The organism is Achromobacter aloeverae (assembly GCF_004121055.1).
Lineage (GTDB): Bacteria > Pseudomonadota > Gammaproteobacteria > Burkholderiales > Burkholderiaceae_B > Bordetella_C > Bordetella_C aloeverae.
Window position 1 is genome coordinate 117,285 of sequence record NZ_PYAL01000010.1, and the last position, 23,585, is coordinate 140,869.

General features: G+C 67.2%; 24 protein-coding genes and 1 riboswitch. Of the genes, 8 read left to right on the forward strand and 16 right to left on the reverse strand.

The annotated features are described in order from the left end of the window. Nucleotides 1–132: 132 nt before the first annotated feature. From C7R54_RS27820 to C7R54_RS27865, 10 genes are all read right to left on the reverse strand, one after another. Complete coding sequence (locus C7R54_RS27820; RefSeq protein WP_129154172.1) at nucleotides 133–1,818, reverse strand: ATP-binding protein; 1,686 nt, start codon at nucleotides 1,816–1,818, stop codon at nucleotides 133–135. Then, nucleotides 1,815–2,828 carry a SpoIIE family protein phosphatase gene (locus tag C7R54_RS27825; protein ID WP_129154173.1) on the reverse strand — a complete coding sequence of 338 codons (1,014 nt, stop codon included), beginning with the start codon at nucleotides 2,826–2,828 and terminating at the stop codon, nucleotides 1,815–1,817. Before C7R54_RS27825 ends, C7R54_RS27820 begins: the two co-directional genes overlap by 4 nt. Next, nucleotides 2,813–3,226, reverse strand: a complete 414-nt coding sequence (locus tag C7R54_RS27830) for an anti-sigma regulatory factor (RefSeq protein WP_129154174.1) — start codon at nucleotides 3,224–3,226, stop codon at nucleotides 2,813–2,815. Before C7R54_RS27830 ends, C7R54_RS27825 begins: the two co-directional genes overlap by 16 nt. Beyond that, nucleotides 3,226–3,609, reverse strand: coding sequence for an STAS domain-containing protein (locus C7R54_RS27835; RefSeq protein WP_129154175.1), 384 nt, complete (start codon nucleotides 3,607–3,609; stop codon nucleotides 3,226–3,228). The genes C7R54_RS27830 and C7R54_RS27835 overlap by 1 nt, the downstream gene beginning before the upstream one ends. 4 nt (nucleotides 3,610–3,613) lie before the next feature. Continuing rightward, the gene (locus tag C7R54_RS27840; RefSeq protein ID WP_129154176.1) at nucleotides 3,614–4,477 is read right to left on the reverse strand and encodes an STAS domain-containing protein; all 864 of its coding nucleotides are present in this window, start codon (nucleotides 4,475–4,477) and stop codon (nucleotides 3,614–3,616) included. A gap of 284 nt (nucleotides 4,478–4,761) precedes the next feature. Then, nucleotides 4,762–5,307 (reverse strand): crossover junction endodeoxyribonuclease RuvC, encoded by a 546-nt coding sequence (gene ruvC, locus C7R54_RS27845; RefSeq protein ID WP_129154177.1) that lies wholly within the window; start codon nucleotides 5,305–5,307, stop codon nucleotides 4,762–4,764. Continuing rightward, a complete protein-coding gene (gene purH / locus C7R54_RS27850) occupies nucleotides 5,307–6,896 on the reverse strand; it encodes a bifunctional phosphoribosylaminoimidazolecarboxamide formyltransferase/IMP cyclohydrolase (protein ID WP_129154178.1) in 1,590 nt (529 codons plus the stop codon). The genes ruvC and purH overlap by 1 nt, the downstream gene beginning before the upstream one ends. A 61-nt stretch (nucleotides 6,897–6,957) precedes the next feature. Continuing rightward, nucleotides 6,958–7,197, reverse strand: coding sequence for a helix-turn-helix domain-containing protein (locus C7R54_RS27855; protein WP_057656244.1), 240 nt, complete (start codon nucleotides 7,195–7,197; stop codon nucleotides 6,958–6,960). A 47-nt stretch (nucleotides 7,198–7,244) separates the two neighbouring features. Beyond that, nucleotides 7,245–8,270, reverse strand: a complete 1,026-nt coding sequence (dusB, locus tag C7R54_RS27860; RefSeq protein ID WP_129154179.1) for a tRNA dihydrouridine synthase DusB — start codon at nucleotides 8,268–8,270, stop codon at nucleotides 7,245–7,247. A gap of 164 nt (nucleotides 8,271–8,434) precedes the next feature. Continuing rightward, the gene (locus C7R54_RS27865; protein WP_129154180.1) at nucleotides 8,435–9,718 is read right to left on the reverse strand and encodes an FAD-dependent monooxygenase; all 1,284 of its coding nucleotides are present in this window, start codon (nucleotides 9,716–9,718) and stop codon (nucleotides 8,435–8,437) included. Nucleotides 9,719–9,968: 250 nt separating this feature from the next. Between C7R54_RS27865 and C7R54_RS27870 the strand changes: the two genes are divergently transcribed. Beyond that, nucleotides 9,969–10,418, forward strand: a complete 450-nt coding sequence (locus tag C7R54_RS27870; RefSeq protein ID WP_129154181.1) for a hypothetical protein — start codon at nucleotides 9,969–9,971, stop codon at nucleotides 10,416–10,418. Nucleotides 10,419–10,454: 36 nt separating this feature from the next. Here C7R54_RS27870 and C7R54_RS27875 read toward each other — a convergent pair whose 3' ends face one another. Then, the gene (locus tag C7R54_RS27875) at nucleotides 10,455–11,801 is read right to left on the reverse strand and encodes an aminopeptidase P N-terminal domain-containing protein (RefSeq protein ID WP_129154182.1); all 1,347 of its coding nucleotides are present in this window, start codon (nucleotides 11,799–11,801) and stop codon (nucleotides 10,455–10,457) included. 333 nt (nucleotides 11,802–12,134) lie between these two features. After that, nucleotides 12,135–12,261: riboswitch (yybP-ykoY riboswitch) on the forward strand. A 96-nt stretch (nucleotides 12,262–12,357) separates the two neighbouring features. On the opposite strand from C7R54_RS27875, the gene C7R54_RS27885 reads away from it, so the two are divergent. From C7R54_RS27885 to C7R54_RS27900, 4 genes are all read left to right on the forward strand, one after another. Further along, a complete protein-coding gene (locus tag C7R54_RS27885; RefSeq protein WP_129154183.1) occupies nucleotides 12,358–13,368 on the forward strand; it encodes a sodium:calcium antiporter in 1,011 nt (336 codons plus the stop codon). 512 nt (nucleotides 13,369–13,880) lie between these two features. Then, nucleotides 13,881–14,216 (forward strand): hypothetical protein, encoded by a 336-nt coding sequence (locus C7R54_RS27890; RefSeq protein WP_129154184.1) that lies wholly within the window; start codon nucleotides 13,881–13,883, stop codon nucleotides 14,214–14,216. Between the two features lie 185 nt (nucleotides 14,217–14,401). Beyond that, entirely contained in the window at nucleotides 14,402–15,415 is a 1,014-nt protein-coding gene (locus C7R54_RS27895) for a porin (protein WP_240039754.1), read from the forward strand. A 123-nt stretch (nucleotides 15,416–15,538) separates the two neighbouring features. Continuing rightward, on the forward strand, nucleotides 15,539–16,411 hold the full coding sequence (locus tag C7R54_RS27900) for a cytochrome c oxidase assembly protein (protein WP_129154185.1): 873 nt from the start codon (nucleotides 15,539–15,541) through the stop codon (nucleotides 16,409–16,411). Nucleotides 16,412–16,529: 118 nt separating this feature from the next. On the opposite strand, the gene galU is transcribed toward C7R54_RS27900, so the two are convergent. Then, nucleotides 16,530–17,375, reverse strand: coding sequence for a UTP--glucose-1-phosphate uridylyltransferase GalU (galU, locus tag C7R54_RS27905; protein WP_129154186.1), 846 nt, complete (start codon nucleotides 17,373–17,375; stop codon nucleotides 16,530–16,532). 72 nt (nucleotides 17,376–17,447) lie between these two features. Between galU and C7R54_RS27910 the strand changes: the two genes are divergently transcribed. After that, nucleotides 17,448–18,965, forward strand: coding sequence for a beta-barrel assembly-enhancing protease (locus C7R54_RS27910; protein WP_129154187.1), 1,518 nt, complete (start codon nucleotides 17,448–17,450; stop codon nucleotides 18,963–18,965). 413 nt (nucleotides 18,966–19,378) lie between these two features. Here the strand turns inward: C7R54_RS27910 and C7R54_RS27915 are convergent, their stop codons facing one another. The 4 genes from C7R54_RS27915 to C7R54_RS27930 all read right to left on the reverse strand — a co-directional run bounded on the left by C7R54_RS27915 (nucleotide 19,379) and on the right by C7R54_RS27930 (nucleotide 22,208). Further along, a complete protein-coding gene (locus C7R54_RS27915) occupies nucleotides 19,379–20,479 on the reverse strand; it encodes a YheT family hydrolase (RefSeq protein WP_129154188.1) in 1,101 nt (366 codons plus the stop codon). Nucleotides 20,480–20,495: 16 nt separating this feature from the next. Next, on the reverse strand, nucleotides 20,496–20,918 hold the full coding sequence (locus C7R54_RS27920) for a YybH family protein (protein ID WP_129154189.1): 423 nt from the start codon (nucleotides 20,916–20,918) through the stop codon (nucleotides 20,496–20,498). A 65-nt stretch (nucleotides 20,919–20,983) separates the two neighbouring features. Then, nucleotides 20,984–21,199 carry a zinc-finger domain-containing protein gene (locus C7R54_RS27925; RefSeq protein ID WP_088599889.1) on the reverse strand — a complete coding sequence of 72 codons (216 nt, stop codon included), beginning with the start codon at nucleotides 21,197–21,199 and terminating at the stop codon, nucleotides 20,984–20,986. Between the two features lie 88 nt (nucleotides 21,200–21,287). After that, a complete protein-coding gene (locus C7R54_RS27930; RefSeq protein WP_129154190.1) occupies nucleotides 21,288–22,208 on the reverse strand; it encodes a branched-chain amino acid transaminase in 921 nt (306 codons plus the stop codon). A gap of 209 nt (nucleotides 22,209–22,417) precedes the next feature. On the opposite strand from C7R54_RS27930, the gene C7R54_RS27935 reads away from it, so the two are divergent. Further along, nucleotides 22,418–23,098 (forward strand): AzlC family ABC transporter permease, encoded by a 681-nt coding sequence (locus C7R54_RS27935; protein WP_192903764.1) that lies wholly within the window; start codon nucleotides 22,418–22,420, stop codon nucleotides 23,096–23,098. Then, nucleotides 23,098–23,460 carry an AzlD domain-containing protein gene (locus C7R54_RS27940; protein ID WP_240039755.1) on the forward strand — a complete coding sequence of 121 codons (363 nt, stop codon included), beginning with the start codon at nucleotides 23,098–23,100 and terminating at the stop codon, nucleotides 23,458–23,460. The genes C7R54_RS27935 and C7R54_RS27940 overlap by 1 nt, the downstream gene beginning before the upstream one ends. Nucleotides 23,461–23,585 lie beyond the last annotated feature (125 nt).

The following is a 23,585-nucleotide window of genomic DNA, read 5'->3' on the forward strand; positions in this document are numbered from 1 at the left end:
GGCCGGCAAGCGCGGGCCGCTGTCAGTCGAGCATTCTACCGTCGCGGCCGGCGGCCCGCCGGCAAGCGGGGCATCGGCCGCCAGGCGCGGGTGCCGCCTGGCGCGCAAGAGGCTTCGACGGGTTCAACGGGTTCAACGAATCCGGATCATTTCTTCCAGGGTATCGATGTCGGCGGGCTTGGTCAGATACCGGTCGAAACCGGCATCGTGGCCACGCTGGCGCATGGCATCCGAGGTGTAGCCGGACAGCGCGACCAGCAGGCTGGCCGATGTCGCCGGCTGGGCCCGGATTTCCTGCGCCACCTGGAAACCATCGATCCCCGGCAGGCCGATATCGATCACCACCACGTTGGGCGCGAACAACTTCGCTACCGCCACGCCCCGTTCACCGGTATGCGCTTCGGCCACGACATGGCCTGCGTCTTCGAGCAGCTGGCGCAGGGTGTGCGCCGCGTCGACGTTGTCGTCGATCAGCAGGATGCGCGAACCGGCCGCCGCCTGCTGCTGCGGCAGCCGCGCCGGCTGCACGGTTTCGTCCTGTGGCGTCCGCGCCGCCGCATCGTGGGCGAGCACCGGCATGTAGACGGTGAAGCGGCTGCCCTTGCCCAGGCCGGCGCTGTCCACCTTGACGCTGCCGCCGTGCAGCCGCAGCAGACGCTGCACCAGCGTCAGGCCGATGCCCAGGCCGGTATCCTGGCGTCCCAGGCTGGTATTGGCCTGCGCGAACAGGTCGAACACATGCGGCAGCATGGTGGCGTCTATGCCGATGCCGTTGTCTGCCACCGAGATGGCGACCTGGTTTTCCTCGCGTGTCACCCGGATGGTGATGCGTCCGGATTCGGGCGTGTAGCGCGCGGCATTGTGGAGCAGGTTGCTGAGTATCTGGCGGAAGCGGAGGTTGTCCGCGCTGATCCAGATCTCCTCGGCGGGCGGCTCGTAGTCCAGGGTGTGATGCTTGGCCGTGATCGCGCCGTGCGTGGTCTCCAGCGCATGATCGATGAGGTCGGTCAGCAGCACCGGCGCCACCGCCAGGTCGATCTTGCCGCGCGTCACGCGCGAGACATCAAGCAGGTCGTTGACCAGGCGCGTCAACTGCGCTGTCTGCCGCGCGACCAGGTCGCCCAGGCGCAGGAAGTCCGCCTCACTGGCGTTGCGCTTGCGTTTCAGCAATTCGATCGCCGTGCCGATCGCGGAGAGCGGGTTGCGCAATTCATGCGCAAGCATGGCCAGGAACTCGTCCTTGCGTTCATCGGCCTTTTCCAGTTCGGTCTGGCGCAGCCGCAATTCTTCCAGCGTGAGCAGCATCTCGCGGTTCTGCTGTTCCAGCTCCTCGACCGGCGTCTGCGACTTGCGGCGGGCCAATTGGTCGATCAGCGGGGCCAGTTCGGCGCGGCCGATGATGGGCTGGGCGCTGCCACGATGCATTTCCAGCGTCACCCGCGTGCCGCTGCCCGGGCTGGATGCAAGGTCGAAGTGGTCCACCAGCCGCCGGCTGCCGGCGATGCCCAGCATGATCTTGCCGTCGGCGCGCTGGCCGTTGGCCGGCAGGGCTGCCGGGTCCATGCCGGGGCCGTCGTCGGCGATACGGACGATGATGGCTTGCGGCGCCTGCTCATCCTCATCGCGAAAGAAGAACACGATGCTTCCCGTGCCGGCATGCTGGACGACGTTGCGGGCGATTTCAGACACTGCCGTGATCAGGCGGGTGCGCTGCAGGTTGTCCAGGCCGAACATGTCGCCGACCTGGCGTGTCCGGTCGCGTACCCGGACCAGGGCCTGGTCGTTCTCGATGCGCGCCGACAGCAATCTATGGATCATGCTTGTTCATCCTTCACGACTACGATGGTGGCATCGTCGCTGGCGCGCCAGAAATCCCGGTGTATCACACTGGCGATGAGCGCCGGATGGCGCTGCTGCAAGCCCGGATGCCCGGCCAGGTTCCAGCGCGTGGACAGGCCGTCCGTGCTCAGGGCAAGCACTGATCCCGGTACCCAGGGATAGGATTGCTCCCGTATCGTGCGCACGCTGTAGCCCACCGTGCCATCGGTGGACGGCAGGCGGCGCACTTCCTCCGGCGTGATCAATAGCGTGGAAATATTGCCTATGCCGGCGAACTCGAAGCTGCCGAGCACCGGTCGGATGACCGCCACCGCCATCACCGCACCCCGCGTCGCCTTCAGCGCGACATGGGCGTTGCGTATGACGTCGTAGGGAGTGGCCGAAGCGTCGGCCTGTTCGAACACCCGTATGGCTTCATGTGCCGCGCGGGCCGCCTGCGGCCCGTGGCCGAGACCGTCCACCGCCGTGACCCATAGCGCGCCGGCTACCCAGCGTGTCGCCCATGCGTCGCCGCACGATTCCTGGCCGGCCTTGGGCACGGAGAGCCCGCTGACCGTCAGCCATTGGCCTGGCCGGCCGGCGGGTTCCACGGGCTGGTCGCTCCGTACGCGGGCGAGGATCGCCGTGCCCAGCTTTTCACTGGTATAGATTTCATGGAAGGACGAGGCACGGGCGATACCGCCCAGCCCCAGGCCCAGCGTACCGCCGGTGGAGTAACCATCCCGTGCGCTGGTTTCCGGATGGGCCATGCCTGGACCTCGGTCCAGCACGAGTACTTCCAGGCCGACGTGGTCGATCTCGGCATAGGGGCGCGTGAGGATGGTGCCGCCGCCTGCGTACTTGATCAGGTTGGTGGCCGCCTCGGTGACGATGAGCGCCACCTTGGCGCTCAGGGCTTCCGAAAAACCGTGCGTCTGCGCGACAAGCGCGGCATGCTGCCGCGCTTGCGCCACCTGGCTGAGTTCCTGGATGACTAGCGGCGTTTCCATTGCGTCAGCGTGACAGTGGTGCCTGCGCCAGGCTCGGAGCGGGCGTCGAATTCGCTGACCAGGCGCTTGGCGCCGCCAAAGCCCAACCCCAGGCTCTTGGCTGTCGAATAACCATCGGTCAACGCTTGTTCGATGTCCGCGATGCCTGGTCCGTGGTCTTCGAAGACCAGCCGCAGGCCTTGCTGCATATTGTCGTTGGTGACTTCCGCGATGATCATTTGCCCGCCGCCACCATGCACCAGCGTGTTACGGCCGATCTCGCTGGCCGCGGTCACGAGCTTGGTGCGTTCCAGCGTGCCGAAGCCCAGCGCCGTCGCCCATTCCTGGACCGTGCGGCGAGCCAGCGCCAACTGGTCCTGGCTGCGTAGGTCCAGGGTGGCTTGCCGGCGGCTGGTCATTATGCAGCTTCCGGCCGGGGCGGCTCGTCCGCTTCCAGGCTGCGCAGCAAGGTCATGCCTTTATCCACATTCAGCGCGGTATTGATGCCGCTGAGCGTCATGCCGAGTTCGATCAGGGTGATGGCAACCGCGGGACGCATGCCGACGACGACCGTGTTCGCGTCCATGACGCGCGCCATGGACGCGATATGCGCCAGGGTGCGGCCGATGAAGGAATCGACGATCTCCAGGGCGGAGATGTCGATGAGCACGCCCTTGGCGTGCGTGCGCGACAGCGTCTGCGTCAGGTCGTCTTGCAGCGTGACGGCCAGTTGATCGTGTAATTCGACCTGGATGGTCACCAGCAGGTAGTCCTGCAGACGGAGGATGGGGATGCGGTCCATGAGCTCAGGCCTTGGCTCCCGTTGCGGCTGCCACCACCAGGTCCCGTTTGCGCAGGGCCAGGCGCAGCGCCTCGGCCAACGAGGACTTGGTGACGACGTCTCCCAGGTCCACGCCCAGGTGCACGATGGTCTGGGCGATCTGCGGACGGATGCCGCTGATGATGCATTCGGCGCCCATCAGGCGCGCGGCCGCCACGGTCTTCAGCAGGTGCTGCGCGACCAGCGTGTCGACGGTCGGCACGCCGGTGATGTCGATGATCGCAATGGTGGCTTCCTGCGCGACGATGCCCTCCAGCAGGGTTTCCATGACGGTCTGGGTGCGCTCGCTGTCCAGCGTGCCGATGAGCGGAAGCGCCAGGATGCCTTCCCACAGCTGGACGACCGGCGTGGACAGGTCCAGCAATTCCTGTTGCTGGCGCTGGATGACTTGTTCCCGGCCCTTTTGGTACTGTTCGACCGTATACAGGCCCAGCGCGTCCAGGGTCAGCGTCAGCTTCCAGAACTCGTCCGCCAGGCGGGCGGGGTCCTTGCCGTAGTGCTTGCGCAGGACGCCGAGGACAGGCTGTTTCAGGGAAAACACGAAGGTCGCCGTTTCCGACGGCGAAAAACCTTGCAGCGCGCGATTGCGCGACAACGTGGCCAGGAAGGCGCGGGCATCGTCCCAGCCGGCGCCCGCCAGCTTGCCGTCCATACCTTCGTTCACGGCGGCCGCGAACGTGCCGAGGAAATTACTGGACTGCGCGCGCAGTTCCGTTTCCTTGATCAGGCCTTTGTTGTTCGATTCCGCGACCTGCAGTTCCAGCCATTCCTTGAGGATCTCTTTCTGGTTTTCACGGATGAGGGTAGAGAGGGTGGCGGATTCGCTCACAACTGGCTCCAAGGTCGAAGAAGTAGGCTTTCATATGCTGCATGTGCGCCGATGCCACGGGCAGGCCATGAATAAGAAGCGCGCAAACCGGACCAGGCGTGGACGATGGCCTGGGTCCGGCTCGCGAAAGTGATCGAGAGGATACAGGGAATGCAGCTGTCCGTCTTTGAAATCGCTGCGCGCTTTTGACCCACATCAAGGCGGAGCCCCTGGAAAGGTGGGCAACGGGTTGACGGGCGTGGCGGCGGAGGGTAGCGACGCCTGCAGCGAGCCTTGCGTTCGCCTCAGACGGCCAGGCGGCCGCCGCGCAGCCGCGCCCGGCCGCTCTTGCCCTTCTTGCTCATCAATAGCAGGCGGTCGGCGAGGGGGCCGACATGGGCGTGGGAGATGGCGCAGGCCAGCGCATCGGCGGAGTCCGGCGCCGGCAGGCCGTCCAGCGCCAGCAGGTGCCGCACCATGGCCTGCACCTGCTCCTTGGCCGCGCGGCCGGTGCCTACCACCGATTTCTTGATCTGCAAGGCGGTGTACTCGTGCACGTCCAGGCCGCAGTCGGCCAGCGCGCACAGGGCGGCGCCGCGGGCCTGGCCCAGCAGCAGGGTGGAGGAGGGATTGGTATTGAGAAAGACGATTTCCAGCGCGGCCACGTCCGGCTGCGTGTCCCGTACGACCTCGCGCAGGTTGTCGAGGATGACTTTCAGGCGCTGCGCCAGCGCTGCCGCCGGCGGCACGACGATGGTGCCGCTGGCGACGTAGCGCAGGCGCGCGCCATCGGTGTCGATAACGCCGAAGCCAGTGCGGCGCAGGCCGGGATCGACGCCGAGGATGCGCATCAGTGGCGGAAGTGGCGCATGCCGGTCAGCACCATGGCGATGCCATGCTCGTCCGCGGCGGCGATCACCTCGTCGTCACGCACGCTGCCACCGGGCTGGATGACGCAGCCCGCGCCCGCCGCCACGACCACGTCCAGGCCGTCGCGGAACGGGAAGAAGGCATCCGACGCCACCGCCGAACCCTGCAGCGACAGGCCGGCGTTCTCGGCCTTGATCGAGGCGATGCGGGCGGAGTCGATGCGGCTCATCTGGCCGGCGCCGACGCCCAGGGTCATGCCGTCGGCGCAGAACACGATGGCGTTGGACTTGACGTACTTGGCCACCTTCCAGGCGAACAGCAGGTCCTTGAGCTGCTGCTCGGTGGGCTGCTTCTTGGTGACGACCTTCAGGTCCGCCTCGGTGAGGCTGCCGGTGTCGGGCGACTGCACCAGCCAGCCGCCGCCCACGCGCTTGACGTCGAAGGCGTTCTGGCCGACGCCGGCGGGCACTTCCAGCACGCGCACGTTCTTCTTCTTGGCCAGCAGCGCCAGGGCCGCGCCGTCATAGGCAGGCGCCAGCAGTACTTCCAGGAATTGCTCGCTGACGGCCTCGGCCGTGGCCAGGTCGACCGGACGGTTGAAGGCGATGATGCCGCCGAAGGCCGACGTGGGATCGGTCTTGAAGGCCTGTCGATAGGCGTCCAGCGCATGCGGCGCCACGGCAACGCCGCAGGGGTTGGCATGCTTGACGATGACGCACGCGGCGCTGTCGAAGCTGCGCACGCACTCCCATGCCGCGTCGGCGTCCGCGATGTTGTTGTAGGACAGTTCCTTGCCCTGCAACTGGCGGTAGTTGCCCAGCAGGCCGGCCTGGCGCTGCGGGTCGACGTAGAAGGCCGCGGTCTGGTGCGGGTTCTCGCCATAGCGCAGGGCTTGTTCCTGCTTGATCTGGATGGTCAGCGTATCGGGCCATTCCTTGCGCGCCGGCGTCGCGTCCTGGGCCGGGGCGGCCTCGGCGAGGCTGCTCAGGTAGGCGGCGATGGCGCCGTCGTAGGAGGCCGTGTGGGCGTACACCTTGGTCGCCAGGTTCAGGCGCAGGGCGTAGGAGGTGCTGCCGGTGGCGTCCAGTTCGGCCAGCACGCGGGGATAGTCGGCGGGGTCGATGACCACCGTTACGCCGCCGGCTTCGGTTCCGTGGTTCTTGGCGGCCGCGCGCAGCATCGCCGGGCCGCCGATGTCGATGTTCTCCACCGCGTCGGCGAAGGTGCAGTCGGGCTTGGCCACCGTTTCACGGAAGGGGTAGAGGTTGACCACCAGCATGTCGATGCGGTCGATGCCATGCTTGGCGATGGTGTCCAGGTGTTCCGCGCTGTCGCGGCGCGCCAGCAGGCCGCCGTGGATCTTCGGATGGAGGGTCTTGACGCGGCCATCGAGGATTTCCGGCGAGCCGGTATGCGCCGCCACTTCGGTCACGGTCAGGCCGGATTCGGCCAGCAGCTTCGCGGTGCCGCCGGTGGACAGCAGGCGCACGCCGCGCGTAGCCAGGGCGCGGGCGAATTCAACAATACCGGTCTTGTCGGAGACCGAGAGCAGGGCGGTTTCGATTTTCATGGTCGGGCGGGGCGCGCGGCGAGCCGCGGCGGATCCGTTACAAGGATGGGTGGAAAGCGGTTCAGACCTGGATGTTATGCGCAAGCAGCTTCTTGCGCAGCGTATTGCGGGTGATGCCCAGCATTTCCGATGCGCGCGACTGGTTGCCGCCCGCGCGTTGCAGCGCGACTTCGAGGACCGGGCGTTCAACGCAGCGCATCACCATCTCCCACATATCGTGGGGCTCGGAATCGCCCAGGTCTTCGAAGTAGCGCTCCAGGCTGGCGCGCACGCATTCTTCCAGGACATCTTTTTTACTCATCATGCACAACTTTTTTTGTTTATGTGAAACGGCGGGATAGGGTTCGATCAGGCCGCCAGCAAGGCTGGCTCGCCGAAGGTCTCGGCGGGCCGGGCATCGCGGGCGAAATGATCGAACCAGGTGGCCACGGCGCTTGCTTGCGCGCCGGTGCCGTCGATCTGGTTCATGTGAGCGCGGAAGGCGTCGGCGCCAGGCAGGCCGTCGATATACCATCCGATGTGCTTGCGCGCCGTTCGTACGCCGGTGTGCTCCCCGTAGAACCGGTAGTGGTCGTCCAGGTGTTCCAGCAGCAGGTCGCGCATTTCGCCGTAGGTCGGGGGCGGAAGTTTATCGCCCGTACGCAGGTAGTAGTCAATCTCGCGGAAAATCCACGGCCGGCCCTGAGCCGCGCGGCCGACCATGACGGCGTCGGCGCCAGTGTAGTCGAGAACGCGCCGGGCTTTCTCCGGGCTGTCGATATCGCCGTTGGCGACCACCGGAATGTCGATGGCGGCCTTGACTTCCCGGATGGTGTCGTATTCGGCCTGGCCGGTATACATGTCAGCCCGGGTCCGCCCGTGCAAGGTCAGGGCGGCGATGCCGCTGTCCTGGGCCAGGCGGGCGATGCGCAGGGCGTTGCGGTGCTCGCGGTCCCAGCCGGTGCGGGTCTTCAGCGTCACCGGCACGCCCAGCGGAAGACAGGCCCGCACCACGGCTTCGAGGATGCGCGCGATGAGGTCTTCATGGCGCAGCAGGGCCGAGCCCGATGCGACATTGCACACCTTCTTGACCGGACAACCCATGTTGATATCGATGATGCGCGCGCCCTTGGAGGCGTTGAAAACGGCGGCCTCGGCCATCATGGCGGGGTCCGCGCCGGCGATCTGCACCGCGACCGGGGCGATTTCGCCCTCATGGTTCAGGCGGCGCGAGGTCTTGACGCTGTCCCACAGGCGCGGATTGCTGGCGGCCATTTCCGAGACGGCATAGCCGGCCCCCAGCCGCTTGCAAAGCTGCCGGAAAGGCCGGTCCGTCACGCCCGCCATGGGCGCGACCAGCACGTTATTGGGAAGAGTCCAGGGGCCGATGCGCATGGGGCGGGATTTTAACCGCCCCGATCCGACCCCATATTAGGAGGTGTCAAAGCCGTATGAAAACCGTCGTATTCGACGTCGTATCGGGCATACGTACCGGACGTCGTACCGGACGTCGTACTGGACGTCGTACTGGCGCCGCCCGGCTCCGCCGGGCCGGCCGCTCAGGCGCGCAGCCCTTGCAATAGATGTCGTGCCAGCGGCGCCCTCAGGGGCTGCAGCAGGTCCAGGCCCAGCAGCGCCAGCCCGCCCGCATGTTCCAGCGGCGCCAGGCCCGTGGCGAAGGCGCGGGGCATCAGGTCCGTCAAGCCGGCCGTCAGCCAGCGATCGCCGCGTCGCGCGCGGGTGTAGGCAGCCAGCGCTTCGGTGGGGGCGCCGGCGGGCCGCCCCAGCCATGAGGCCAGCGACTGCGCGAGCCGCGCGGCATCGCGCAGGCCCAGGTTCAGCCCCTGGCCCGCGACCGGGTGCAAGGTCTGCGCGGCATTGCCCACCGCCACGGTGCGGCCATGCACGAGGGCGCGGCGGGCGCTGAGGAAGAGCGGGAAAACATGGCGCGGCGCGAGGCAGGCCAGCATGCCCAGGCGGTCGCCGAAGGCTTCCAGCAGCGCCGTGGAGAAAGCGGCCTGGTCCAGCGCGGCCAGGGCCTGGGCGCGCTCGGGCGCGCAGCACCAGACCACGGCATAGGTGTCCGGGGCGGCGGGGTGCGGCAACAGGGCCAGCGGCCCTTCGCGGGTAAAACGCTCGAACGCCCAGCCGTCGCGGGGCAGCGCGGCCCGCACGGTGGCCAGCACCGCATGCTGGCCATATTCGCGGCGGATGTCGTCGGCGCCGGCGCCGTCCGACTGCACCGCCACGCCGCAACGCAGGCTGTCGCCGTCGGCATCGGCCAGCGTGACGCCGTCGGCGTCCTGGGCCGCCAGGCGCGCGCCGGGCAGGGCGCGCACCGTGATGCCGGCCTGCTCCACTTGCCGCATCAGCGCGGCATGCAAGGCGGCGTACGCCGTGACGGCGCCCAACTGGGGCACGTCGAAATCGGTGTCGCGGATCAGCGTGCGACCCAGCCGTCCGCGCTGGGATACGTGGATGGTATGGATGCTGGCGGTCCCGCGCGGCCAGGCGCCAAGCGATTCCAGCAGCACGCGGCTGCCGTGGTTCATGGCCAGGACGCGGACGTCGGCCTCCGGCGCCGCCGCCCGGGGGCGGGCCGGCAGGGCGGGCACCGCGGGCGCGGCGAGCGGCGCGGTGGCGGGCGCCGGAATGGGCGCGATCACCGACGCCGGGGGCGGCGTGATCCCCGGCGCTGACGGTGCGGCGCGGCCGGCGGGCGGCGCGCCGCGAACCAGCAGGATGTCGGCCGGATCGGCGGCATGGCGCGCCAGCATCAGCGCCAGCGCGCAGCCCACGGGGCCGGCCCCAAGGATGGCAATGGAGAAATCGGGTTTGCTCATGTGGCGATTCTAGCGCCGCGGCTCTACACTCCACGCACGGTTGGCGGCGGCGCGCGGATTTCCCGGCGAGGCGTCCGTCATTGCCTGCCCGCGGAGCGCGCGTGGCGCCCGCATTCGCCGGCCCTGTACGCCGCGCTGGCGGTGCCTCGCGCTACGTCATTCGTGCCAACCTCTTCCAGGCGCGGGACCTGGTGCAATGCTCCGCCTGCAACGACACCGTATTTCCTGTGCTCCAGTATCGGAACCGACCATGACCGACGAGATCGCGCTGCGTGCGCCCGCTCCCCGTCCGCGCACCAAGGTGCGCGCCGCTACCCTGGCGTTGTTGCTGGGGTTCCTGGGGGCGCACTGGTGGTACCTGGGCCGGCGCGGCGCGGCGTGGGTGACCGCCTATGCGCTGGCCTGCCTGGCCGCCACGGGGCTGTTTCCCAAGTGGTACGACAATCCGGCCTTCTTCCTGCTGTTCATCCCCATGATCGACGGGTTCATCGAGAGTGTCGTGTTCTGCCTGCGCAGTGACGAAAATTTCGACCGCGCCTACAACCCGGGGTTGGCGCCATCGTCGCGGACGGGCTGGCGCGAAGTGCTGCTTGCCATCGCCGCCACCCTGGTCGGGGCGATCTGCTCCATGTTCGGCATCGCCATGGTGGTGGTGTATGTATGGTCCGCGATGGGGTGGCTGGACGGCTACGTGTTGTAGCCCTGGCCGCAGCCATGCCGCGGCCGCGCTGCGCGCTCACTCCCGCATCAATGCCTCGATCTCCGTGGCATGCACCGGCACGCCGCGCGTGATCAGTTCGCAACCTTCGTCGGTGACCAGCGCGTCGTCCTCGGTGCGGATGCCGATATCCCAGAAGGCCTCTGGCACGTCGGCGGCCCCGCGCACGTAGATGCCGGGCTCCACCGTCAGGATCATGCCGCGTTCCAGCGTGCGCCAGGGACGCTCGCCTTCGATGCCCGTGCTGTCCGGCTGGCGGTAGTCGCCGACGTCGTGCACGTCCAGGCCCAGCCAATGGCCCGTGCGATGCATATAGAAGCGGCTGTAGGACTTCGATTCCAGCACGCCGTCCAGCGAGCCTTGCAGCAGGCCTTCGTCGATCATGCCTTGCGCGAGCACGCGCACGGCGGCTTCGTGGCCGTCGTTGAAGCTGGCGCCCGGCCGGATGGCGGCGCACGCCGCGTCCTGCGCGGCCACCGTCAGGTCGTATAGGGCGCGCTGCGGCCCGGTGTAGCGGCCGTTGACGGGAAACGTGCGGGTGATGTCCGCGGCATAGCCGTCGTACTCGCAGCCGGCGTCGATCAGCAGGAGCTGGCCGTCGCGCAGGACGGCGTCGCCGGCCGGGTAGTGCAGCGTGCAGGCGTTGGCGCCGGCGGCGACGATGCTGTTGTAGGCCACCGATTGCGCCCCATGGCGGCGGAATTCATGCAGCAGTTCGGCCTCGATCTCGTACTCGTGCATGCCGGGGCGCACGTGGCGCATGGCGCGCGCGTGGGCGCCGGCGGAAATGCGGGCGGCGCGGCGCATCAGGGCGATTTCGGTCGCGTCCTTGACCAGCCGCATGTCGGCCAGCTGGGGCCGCGGATCGCGCTGGCGGGTGGGCAGCTGGTGCTGTCCGCGCGCTTGTTGACGGGCTGTTTCCTGGGCGCGGGCCAGCCGTTCGCCCAGGGCGCCGCCTGCCTGCAGCGGGGCGAAGAGCGTGGGCTGGTTCAGCAGCAGGGCCGGCAACAGGTCGTCCAGGCGTTCCACGGCATAGGCTTCGTCGAAGCCGAAGCGAGCCGCGGCGGCGTCGGGGCCGCAGCGGTGGCCGGTCCAGGTTTCCTGTTCCTCGTGGCGTTCGCGGCAGAACAGGATGCTGGCCTCGCGCTCGCCGGCCAGCACTACCAGCCAGGCCTCGGGCTCGGTGAATCCGGTCAGGTAGAAGAAATCGCTGTCGAAGCGATAGGGGAATTCCGAGTCGCGGCTGCGCACCGTTTCCGGCGCCGTCGACAGCACGGCGATGCCGCCGCCGAGCGAGCGCATATAGTCCTGCAGGCGCTGGCGCCGTTCGATATGGGGCGTGAGGTCGACGGGAGGTAGGCTCATGTCGTGGACGCGGCAAAAGAAGGGGTGGGGTAACTTTATCTGTTTTTTTGCCGTCGGGCCGCCCCAAGGCAAAAAGGCGGCCCCCACGGGGGGCAGCAAGCGGCGCAGCCGCGCGGCGTGGGGGCACTCCCTTCCGCCGGGCCGTCCCAAGGCAAAAAGGCGGCCCCCACGGGGGGCAGCAAGCGGCGCAGCCGCGCGGCGTGGGGGCACTCCCTTCCGCCGGGCCGCCCCAAGGCAAAAAGGCGGCCCCCACGGGGGGCAGCAAGCGGCGCAGCCGCTCGGCGTGGGGCAATTTTCCCTGGACGCGTCCTAACGGGGCTGTTTACAATGCGCGCCGTGTTCATTGGGGAGTAGCCATCCTTATCCCCAGGAGTTTGCGTCAACATACTTGGCGGTCCTAGACCCCATGGCGCAAACGGCAGCCATCCGCTACGGGACTTTCCCCGTCCGCGGCCGGCCCAGCCAGGCGAGACCTTTGGCCACGACGCGCTACCCAGCCGGGCGAGCCGCGTCGTCGCGCCATGGGTAATCCGCTCGTCCGGCTGCTGTTATTTCCATGTTGTCTACATTGCTGCTGTTCTTCGCCTCGGCCGCCATCATCTACCTGGCCTGCGAATATTTCGTCAACGGCGTCGAATGGGTTGGCCAGCGCCTGAACCTGGGCGCGACCGCCGTCGGCACCGTGCTGGCGGCCTTCGGCACGGCCTTGCCCGAAAGCGCCGTGACCTTCATGGCCGTCGCTTTTGGCGGCACGCCGGACCAGAGGGATATCGGGGTGGGCGCCGCCATGGGCGGCCCGCTGGTGCTCGCCACGGTCGCCTACGCGGTGGTGGGACTGGGCTTGATACGGCAGCGCCGGCGCCAGCCCGCGGCGGAGTGCGTGACCTGTATGAACGCGGACCAGCGCAAGCTGGCCCGCGACCAGGGCTGGTTCATGGGGATATTCATCTTCAAGCTGGCACTCGGGGTGGTCGCGTTCGCCTGGAAGCCCTGGCTGGGGCTGGCCTTCCTGGCCGCCTACGGCCTCTACGTGAGGCGCGAATTGCTGGCCGACGACGATCGCGCCGACGCCGAGGACCTGGAGCCGCTCAAGCTGCGCCCGCGCACCGCCGAGCCCGGCATGGGCTGGGCCTGCCTGCAGACGCTGCTGGCCCTGGCCGTGATCGCCGGCGCATCCCGAGTCTTCGTGACGCAGATCGAGGGCATCGGGACGATGCTGGGCTTGACCCCCCACGTGGCGGCGCTGCTGCTGGCGCCCGTGGCCACCGAGCTGCCGGAGATCATGAATGCGCTGATCTGGGTGCGGCAGGGCAAGGAAAGGCTGGCCCTGGCCAATATCTCGGGCGCCATGATGATCCAGGCCACCATACCCAGCGCCATGGGGATCATGATGACCCCCTGGATGCTGGACGATACGCTGCTCGTGGCTGGCCTGGTCACCATGCTGTCGATCGGCCTGCTGTGGTTGCGCTTCCGCCGCGAGACCATGAACCTGAGGGCCCTGTCCGCGGTGGGCGGCCTGTATGCGATATTCGCCGGGTACGTGGGCTGGCACTTGCATCCTTGACCTATCCATGCGCGGGGCCGTGCCTCCCGGCAAGGAGCGCCCGGCGCCGCATGCCACCGGACGCGTTGGGCCGTGGCGCGTCATGTTGCGTCATGTGTTGTATGACCTTGTTTTTTCATGCTTTTAATCCGCATCTGTCTTGTTTGTAGGGATAAACCCGCGTAAACTGCTGGCTTCTTCATATCCAGGGGTTGCTACGTGAATACCGATTCCGGCGACAGTAATAGTCGACCTAGGGTCGACGTCGCTGCCTGACAGGGTTTACGCAGATTCACCTCTGCCGCGCCCTGTTTCGCAGGGTGCGGTGTCTTTAAAGTCGTATGCGAAGCCGCGCGCGTAGCCATGCGCGCGCAGCCAGACAACGTTTCGCGACCACTTCCTCCGCGCCATTCCGCCTGAGTTTCCGCCTTGCCCGCCTGCCGGTCCCGCATGCCTTGCGCGCGCGACGTCCTCCAGTCAGGCCAGGCTGGTTATTGACGTATGCCATCCCGCTCGTGCGAGAGGAGGTCATCATGCGTATATTCGACTTGTTTCTTCGTCGTGCCGGCGTCGATCGTCCGGCCACGCTGGCCGGACGGCGCGCGAGCTCCAGGCTGACCGTGGTTTGCGCGCGGGATGCCTTGGGCGCCGTGCGCAAGCAAATCTGCCTCGATTTCAAGGCGGCCGGCCTGAGCGTCGCGCAGATGCAGGTGGATCATGGACATGACCGGGCGCTGGCTTCGGCTTGCATTACCGTGAATTGCCCGGCGGACATGCGCCAAGTCCTCATGTCGCAAGCCAGGCAGTTGAGAGACAATCCGGCAATCCGTTCCGTACGTTTCGGAGATCAACGCGGCGCCCTTGCATGACGTTCAGGTGATTGTTCATGTGACGAGGCGCCGCTCACGGAGCCGCCGAATTGCCTAACGCCAGATTGTCCAAGCCGTCCAAACGAAAGTCCGTTCGACACGTTCGACAGATCGCTCCGCTTTTTTGCGGAGCGGTTTTTTTTGCCTGCGGCCATGCCCGCGCCGACGATGGACCCGGCGTGACGATGTACGGCATCATCGACCTGGGCGTGGGCACCACGCACGTGTCGGGAACCGGCACCCACAACGGCCTGGTCAATGGCGGGAACACCGATTCCGTCTGGGGACTGCGCGGGCAGGAAGACCTGGGCGAAGGCTGGCGCACGCTGTTCAAGCTGGAAACCGGCTTCACGCCCAGCAATGGCCAGGTGGACGACCAGGACGGCCGGCTGTTCAACTACCAGTCGTGGGTGGGCCTGGCCCATGACGCGTACGGGCGCCTCACCTTTGGCCGGCAGTACACCATCGGGCAGTCCTTCGGCAACCAGCTGGAACAGGCGGGCTGGAAGGAAATGGGCTTGGGCGCCACGTTCAAGGCGTCGGACAACTTCCAGTTCGACAACCTGGTGAACTATGTGTCGCCGTCCGTCGGCGGATGGACGCTGGGCGTGGGGTATTCCTTCGACGCCGCCAAACCGGACAGCTACGCCACCAATGCCAACAACCGGGCCGTCAGCGCCGGTCTCAAGTATGAGCAGGGTCCGTGGCTGGCCGTGGCCACCTGGGACCAGATGCGGCTGGGCAGTGCCGTACCCACGCAGGCACGGCCGCGTGCCGTGCAACTGGGCGTGTCCTACGACTTCGAGGTCGCCAAGGTGGCGCTGGCCTGGTCGCGGCAGAGCAATGGTTATGTCGGCCTGGACGGGGCGGACCCGGATGACCTGGGGGTGGCGGCCGGGCCGCGGCCCTTTGTCGACGGCGGCCATGTCGATGCCTGGTTCCTGGGGGTGACCGTGCCGGTGGGCCAGGACAGCATCGTGCTGCAATGGTCGCCGATGCGGCCGTCCTGGACCTGGGACAACGGGCAACGCGCCCGCAACGCCCAGTTGGGCACGCTGGGTTATATCCACGTGTTGTCCCCACGCACCAGCCTGTACGGTTTCGTGGGCTATGCGTCGCGCTACACGGTGGATAACCAGTTCGATCCGGACGGGTCGCACACCACCCGCGTCGTCGTCGGCATGCAGCATCGCTTCTGATCGCGGCGGCGCCCGGTCTACAATCGTCCGGCAGCGGACCGCGTCTTGCGGGCCGCCTGGGTGGTCCGGCGTCGCCCCGGCTCGGGGTGGCGGCGGTTCGCCGCCCGATCGGCAAGGATCTTCATGGAATTGCTGGACTGGCTGGTGCCCTGGGAGTTTTCCCCCACGCTGGTGGCCTTGTTCCTGGTCGCCGCGGTGCTGTTCGTGCGCGGCGGACGCGTGCATCGTGTCACCGTCGCGCGCAAGGCCTTGTTCTGGACCGGCTGGGTCCTGCTTTACCTGTCCCTGCACACGCGCCTGGACTACTACGCCGAACGGATGTTCTTCATTCATCGCGCCCAGCATCTGGTGCTGCATCACCTGGGGCCGTTGTTATTGATGGGGGCCTATCCGGGATCGGCCATGCGCGCCGGACTGCCGCTGGCCTGGCGCGCGGCATTGCGCCGCTTCAATGCCGGACCCATGGGCCGTGCGCTGGTCGCCGTCCTGACGCACAAATACCTGATCCCCGTCCTGTTCGTCTTCCTGGTGCTGGTCTGGCTGTTGCCCGCGGTGCAGTTCTATTCCATGCTGGATTGGCGCCTTTACCGGCTGATGAACTGGTCCGTGGTGGTCAGCGGGTTCCTGTATTGGAACCTGATCCTGGACCGCCGCCCCAGCCCGCCCGCTCGCATGTCCCCAGGCGGGCGGGTGCTCTCGCCTGTGTTCACCATGGCGCCGCAGATGGTGGCGGGCGCCTATATCGCCTTGACCGGGCGGGATCTCTATCCCTTGTTCGACCTGTGCGGCCGCGCGCTTCCCATGCCGGCCCTGATGGACCAGAGCATAGGAGGCCTGACCATGTGGATCCCGGCCGCGCTGGTCGAGGTGGTGGGCCTGCTGATCGCCCTGGGTACCCTGATGCGGCTGTCGGGCAAGCACCGCTTGCCGGAACGCAAACGCCGCCCCGTACGGCAGCCGGCCGGAAAAAAGACAACGCGCCCGGCGGGCGCGTAGTAGAACCCACTGCGCCCAGTGGGCGCGCAGGAGGCAATGCGGCGGGCATGCGCAAGACAACGCGCCTGAGCGTCCGGGCGGGCGCTCCGCCGCGTTGCCTACACCTGCCGCAGCGGGCTTACTTGTCGTCGGGCGTCAGGCCATGGTACTTGCGGCCCAGCGCCACGGTGGCCTGGAACATGCCGGACTTGTTGCCGCAGTCGTAGCGGGTGCCTTCGTAGCGATGGGCGAACACCGCGCGCTCGCGCATCAGCGAAGCGATGCCGTCGGTCAGCTGGATCTCATTGCCGGCGCCCATCTTGGTCGAACGCAAGTGGTCGAAGATTTCGGCTTCCAGCACGTAGCGGCCCACCACGGCGAGGGTCGACGGGGCATCGGCGGGTTCGGGCTTTTCGACGATATGGTCGACACGCTCGGTACGGTCGTCCACGCGCGTGGCAGCCACGATGCCGTACTTCTTGGTCTCTTCGCGCGGCACGTCCTGGACGCCCAGCACGCTGCCGTCGTACTTGATGGCGGTGTTGACCAATTGCTTGAGCACGGGGGTGTCGGCGTCGATCAGGTCATCGGCCAGCACCACCACGAAGGGCTCGTTGCCCACCGCCGGGGCGGCCGTGAGCACGGCGTGGCCCAGGCCCAGCGGCGCCGATTGGCGGATATAAATGCAATTGACCCCGGCCGGCAGAATGCCGCGCACCATATTCAACAACTCGACCTTGCCCTTCTTTTCCAGGTCGGATTCGAGTTCGGGCGCGGAATCGAAGTGATCTTCGATGGCGCGCTTGTTTCGCCCGGTCACAAAAATCAGGTCAGTGATGCCCGCTGCGACGGCTTCCTCGACGGCGTATTGGATGAGCGGCTTATCGACGACCGGCAGCATTTCCTTGGGCATGGCCTTGGTTGCCGGCAGGAAACGCGTGCCCATCCCTGCAACGGGAAACACGGCTTTTTTAATAGGGCGCATTGGAACCTCGAAGTGATAATCCGATCTGTTAAAGGAAAGCGGTATATTGATTGGCTCGACTATGATAATCGCATGAGACGCTGGGATAAAACATCGACCCTTCGTTGGGCATTCAAGCCGTTAATCCTGTTGCTTAGTGCATCAGTCGCGGTCGGTTCGGTCACGGCCGTATGTGCCCAGCCTGTCGGCTTGCCCTCGATGGGCGCCGCATCGGCCGCCGACCTTTCCCCCTATGTCGAAAAACAGCTGGGCCAGGCCATCATGGCGGAGGGACGGCGTGATCCCACCTACATTAATGACGCCGAGCTGAACCAATACCTGACCTCGCTGGGTCGCAAGCTCGCTCAATATTCACCGGGCTCGGTGCCGGACATCGAACTGTTTGGCGTGCGCGATCCCGAGATCAATGCATTCGCCATGCCTGGCGGTTATATCGGCGTGAATACCGGCCTGATCGTCGCCACGGACAGCGAGTCTGAACTGGCCGCGGTGCTGGGCCATGAAATCGGCCACGTGGTCCAGCGTCACATCGCGCGCGGCATGACACAGCAGAGCCAGAGCGGCGCCATCGCGATGGCATCGGTCGCCGCCGCCCTGCTTGCGGCCCTTGCCGGCGGTGGCGGCAACCTGGCGATGGGCGTGGCCGCGTTCGGCCAGGCGGCCGCCATCGATCGCCAATTGGGCTTCTCGCGCGATGCGGAGCGCGAGGCGGACCGCGCGGGTTTCCAGATGCTGACTGGCGCCGGTTTCGATCCGGCGGGTATGTCGCGCATGTTCGGCCGGTTGATGAATGCCTCTCGCCTGAACGAGGGGACGGGCGGCGGGGCGTGGGCGTCGACCCACCCCTTGTCCATCGAGCGTATGTCCGATATCCAGAACCGGGTGCGCGGCCTGCCTGCCGTGCGTCATGTGGATAGCGACGATTATTGGTATCTGCGCGCCAAGATGCGGGTGGTGCAGGGGCGCGACGCGACCAGCCTGCGTACGGCCACGCAACTGCTGCAGGACGAATCGAGGACGCTGACGGGAGTGCGGCAGTCGGCGGCCTTTTATGGGCTGGCCTATGGCGACCTGCAGCGCGGCAACCTGGCGTCGGCCGCCAGGAACCTGGACCAGGCCAGTGCCGATGGACGTTCGTCGCCGGAGCTGGCCAAGCTGGCCATAGACCTGGCGGTGGCGCAAAAGGATGCGCCGCGCGCGCTATCCCTGGCGGAGGCGGCGTGGAAAAAGTATCCGGACCGTTACGCGATCGGCATGGTTTATGTGCAGGCACTGCAGAATGCCGGGCGCCACGACCAGGCGCAGGCGTTCCTGCGCGACCGCATCAAGCAATGGGGTGTCGGCGAGCCGGCCTTCTATCAGATGCTGGCGCAGAGTGAGGAAAGCACTGGCGACCGGGTGGGGGCGCGTCGTGAAATGGCGCGCTACTACGTGGCCATCGGCGCCTTGCCCGCGGCCGAGGCGCAACTGCGCCAGGCGCGCGACATCTCCCGCGATTTCTACGAGCAGTCGCAGATCGACGTCCAGATCAAGGAGGTCCGCGACAGCCTGGAAGAGCAACGCCGCCTCCTCCAGCGCTTCAAGGGCTAGCCCCCGGTAAGCACCCAAGGTATCGCCCTCACGCGGGCAGGCAGCCGCCTGCGCGCCGCGTTCGCGCAACCAAAAGACGCCCTCAAGAACCTCGGGCCCCATCGCGGAAACCGCGGATCCGGGTCCCCCGGTCCGCTGGTTTCGCCCCTTGAGGGGAGCCACGCGTAGCGTGGCCGGGGTGGGTCCTCCTTCCGGTCCGCTGGTTTCGCCCCTTGAGGGAGCCACGCGTAGCGTGGCTGGGGTGGGTCCTCCTTCCGGTCCGCCGGTTTCGCCCCGTGGGGGGCCGCGCTCCGCACAACCAAAAGACGTCCTTAAAAACCTCGGCCCGATCGAGGAAACCGCGGATCCGGGTCCCCCGGTCCGCCGGTTTCGCCCCCTGGGGGGCCGCGCTCCGCGCGGTAGGGGGGGGGCCTCTATTGCCCTGTTTCGAAGAAACGGCCCAGGCGTTGGGGCAGCCAACCCAGGTGCCCCGGGAACGCGCCGGACGGAAAGCCCGCGTGTCCACCCGTGGCCGGCTGGTGCAGCAGCACCAGGGGCGAGCAGTCGGCCGGTCCCGGCAGCGCCGGTTCCGGGAAGAAAGGGTCGTTGCGCGCGTTCAGGACCAGGGTCGGTACGGCGACGCTGGCCAGCCACGGCTTGCTCGACGCCCGCGTCCAGTAGTCCAGCGCATTGCGAAAACCATGCATCGGCGCGGTATAGGCGTCGTCGAAGTCGCGCAGGTCGCGCGCGTGCGCAATACGCATGACGTCGATCGAACCCGGGAAACGCCGCGCCTTCTCCAGCACCTTGTGCTTCATGGTGCGCAGGAAGTAGGCGCTGTAGATGCGGCGATTGATGAACCCCTTGGACAGGCTCTTGCCGCCCGCCACCAGGTCCAGCGGCACCGAAATCCCCGCGCACGCGGCCAGCCACCCAACCTGCTGCTGTTGTTCGCCGATGTACTTGAGCAGGGCATTGCCGCCCAGCGACACGCCCGCGGCATGCCAGCGCGCGTGCGGCACGCGGGCGCGCACGCTGTCCAGCATGAAGCCCACTTCGTCCGAGTCGCCGGAGTAGTACGCCCGCGCCAGGCGATTGGGCACGCCCGAGCAGCCCCGGAAATGGGCGATGGCGACGATCCAGCCGCGCGCGCGGAAGTGATGCGAAATCGACTGGGCGTAGCGGCTCATGCTGCCGCCTTCCAATCCGTGGAACAACACCAGCGCCGGCGTGCCCGGGGTCTGCGGCAGCGAGGCCCAGTCCGACTCGGTGATCCAGCGGGCCGCGGCGGTGGGCACGCTGGCCACGGGGGGCGTGGCGATGCCGCCGGGGCTGTCCGGGGCCTTGTGGGGAAACAGGCCAGGCCCCGTCCAGTCGAAATCGACGAAGTCGCCGTCCGGCGTCTCCACCCGCTCGCGTACGAAGGCGATACGGTGGTACTGGGCCAGCGTGGCGGCGTAGAGGGTCTGGCTATGCCCGTCGGGCAGCCAGGCGGGCACCGGGCAGGGCGTCGTGTCCAGGCGAGCGTTTGCCAATGGCGATTCCGTTCGTCTAGTGCAGCATGTCCGGGACGTCGTGCAGGTCAAGCACGCCGGCCTCGGCGGGCGCCGGCGAGGCATGGTGCATGACCATGCGCCAGCCGGTGGGGCCCTTGTGATAGATATTCGTCACGTAGCAGTTCGCGAACGATGCGCCCGGGTGTCCCGATGTGGCGATCTGTTCGATCAGCACGTGCACGGCGCTCATCATGCTAAGCAGGACGAGCGGCCGCATCGGACGCACCCGCAGCGGCCCGGAGGACAGAATCTGTTGCCACGACTCCTGCACCGCATCGTGGCCCACCACGCGCAAACCGCCGGGATGGATGCAGACGATTTCCTCGTCGTCGGCCCACACCTGCATCAGGCGCACGGGGTCCGCCTGCTCCAGGGCTTCATAGAATGCGTGTTCAGCTTCGTCGGGCGTGGCGAACATGAGCTATCCAAAACAATGGGCCGCGGGGCGCGCGGCGCGCGTCGTCCAGTGCTCCGGTGAACGAATCAGTGGCCGTGGCCGGTCAGCACCGTGCCGGGCTTGACACGGTATTCGGCGCCGCAGTAGGGGCAGCGGGCGCTGCCGGTGTGCGCGACGTCGAGGAAGACGCGCGGATGCATGCTCCACAACGGGGCCTTGGGGCCGGGACAGAAGACGGGCAGGTCTTCCGCACCGACCTCGATGGTTTCGTGCTGGCGGGCGGTTGCGGCGGCGGCGGTCATGATGTTTCCTGAGTGGTAAAGGCAAAGCCGTTGTGGGGCGCGCGACGCGCGCCGGTTCAAGAAGGCGGCCCATGGGCGGGCCGCCAGGTCAGATTTTGGTGAGCCAGTCCTTGTGCTTGGGATCGCGCCCCTGGACGACGTCGAAGAAGGCCTTCTGCAAGCGTTCGGTGATGGGGCCGCGGCGGCCGTTGCCTATCTTGCGGTTGTCGACTTCGCGGATGGGCGTGACCTCGGCGGCGGTGCCGGTGAAAAAGGCTTCGTCGGCGATATAGATGTCGTCGCGCGTCAGGCGGCTGGTCCGGACCGGGATGCCCAGGTCGGCGGCCAGCGCATGGATGGTGGAGCGCGTGATGCCGGTCAGCGCTGAAGCGATTTCCGGTTCGCACAGCACGCCATCGCGCACGATGAAGACGTTTTCGCCGGCGCCTTCGGCCACGAAGCCTTCGGTATCCAGCAGCAGCGCCTCGTCATAGCCGTCCTGCAAGGCTTCGGCATTGGCGATGATGGAGTTGGCATAGGTGGTGGCGACCTTGGCGCGCGGCATGGTCACGTTGACGTGCTGGCGCGCGAAGGACGAGACCTTGACCCGTATGCCCTGGGCCAGGGCTTCCTCGCCCAGGTAGGCGCCCCAGGGCCAGGCCGCGATGGCCACGTGCACCTTGGCGCCCTTGGGCGATATCCCCAGTTTTTCCGCGCCGAAGAAGACCAGCGGCCGCAGGTAGCAGGACTCCAAATTGTTGGCGCGCACGACCTCGCATTGCGCGGCCTCGATGGTGGCCTGGTCGTACGGCATGGGGATCTGGTAGATATGCGCCGAGTTGAACAGCCGGCGCGTGTGTTCCTTGAGGCGGAAGATGGCGGTGCCTTCGTCCGTCTTGTAGGCGCGCACGCCTTCGAAGACCGACAGGCCGTAATGGAGGGAGTGGGTCAGTACGTGGGTGGTGGCGTCGCGCCAGGGCACCAGCTTGCCGTCATACCAGATGAAACCGTCTCGGTCCGCCATCGACATGGTAGCTCTCCACAAAGAATGGGCCGTATTGTATCAACTGGCGCGGCTACAATACGCCCTGTTCCGGTGCACGCTTGCACGCCCATGCACCATCTCGATCATATTCCGCACGAGGCGGAATTCCTCCTGCCACGGGTAGTCAGTTGTCCTCCGAACCGGTGTTTTCCGACCCTGACATCGCGCTGATCCGACAAGAGCGGCTGGCGGCCATGCGGGAGGGCGTGCGCGCCGTCATGCCGTCGCTGATCGCCACGGGGACCTGGGGGCTGGTGACCGGGGTGGCCATGGTCAAGGCCGGGCTGACCGAGTCCATGGCCCTGGCCATGACCCTGCTGCTCTATGCCGGCTCGGCGCAGCTCACGTCCCTGCCGCTGATCGCCACCCATGCCCCGTTGTGGCTGATTTTCGCCGCCGGCTGCGTGGTCAACCTGCGTTTCGTCATTTTCGGCGCCGCCCTGCAGCCCTATATCCGCCACCTGAGCTGGCCGCGCCGCCTGGCGCTGGGCTATTTCACCACCGACATGGGGTTCGTCCTGTTCATGCCCCGTTATGGCGACGCCACCGAAAGGGGCACGCGGGAACAGCTCTGGTTCTTCATCGGCGTCATCGCCCCAGGCTGGATATCCTGGCAGTTCGCGTCGATCGTGGGTATCTACCTGGGCGCCATGGTCCCGACGAACTGGTCGCTGGATTTCGCCGCCGTGCTGGCCCTGCTGGCGGTGACCATCCCCCTGGCCGGCGCCCGGCCGATGCTGGTGGCCATGCTGGCCGCCGGGGTGGTGGCCTGGTGCGGCCAGGTGCTGCCCCTGCGCCTGGGCCTGGCCCTGGCGGTGATCGCGGGCGTGGCGGCCGGCATGCTGGCGGAACGCCATCTGCGGAGGCGGACGTAATGCCGGACCTGTCGTTGGACCTGTGGTTGGGCCTGTCGCCCTACGAGTTGTACGTCTACTCCGCGATCGGGCTGCTGACCGTCTGCAGCCTGGTGACGCGTGCCGGTTTCGCCGTATTTGGCGATTATCTGCCCCTGCCCGACAGCCTGCGGCGGGCCTTGCGTTTCGCGCCGGTGGCGGCGCTGACCGCTATCATCGTGCCGGAAATCCTGCCCTGGGCGCCCGGGGAGGGCCCCCGGTTCGACGTCCGCCTGCTTGCGGCGGTCATCGCCGTCCTGGTCTATTTCCGCACGCGCAGCGCGGTGCTGGTGATCATCAGCGGCATGCTGGCCCTGTGGGGGCTGCGCTGGGTGGCGGGATAGGGCCGGAACCCCGGTCCGGACCCCCCGGCGCGGCAGAAACGCCCACCTGCGCTAAAATTACGCATTCCACAGCAATCCGGGCCTGACCTGTTGCCAGTTTCGTGCCTTGCACGTGGCCCGGTATC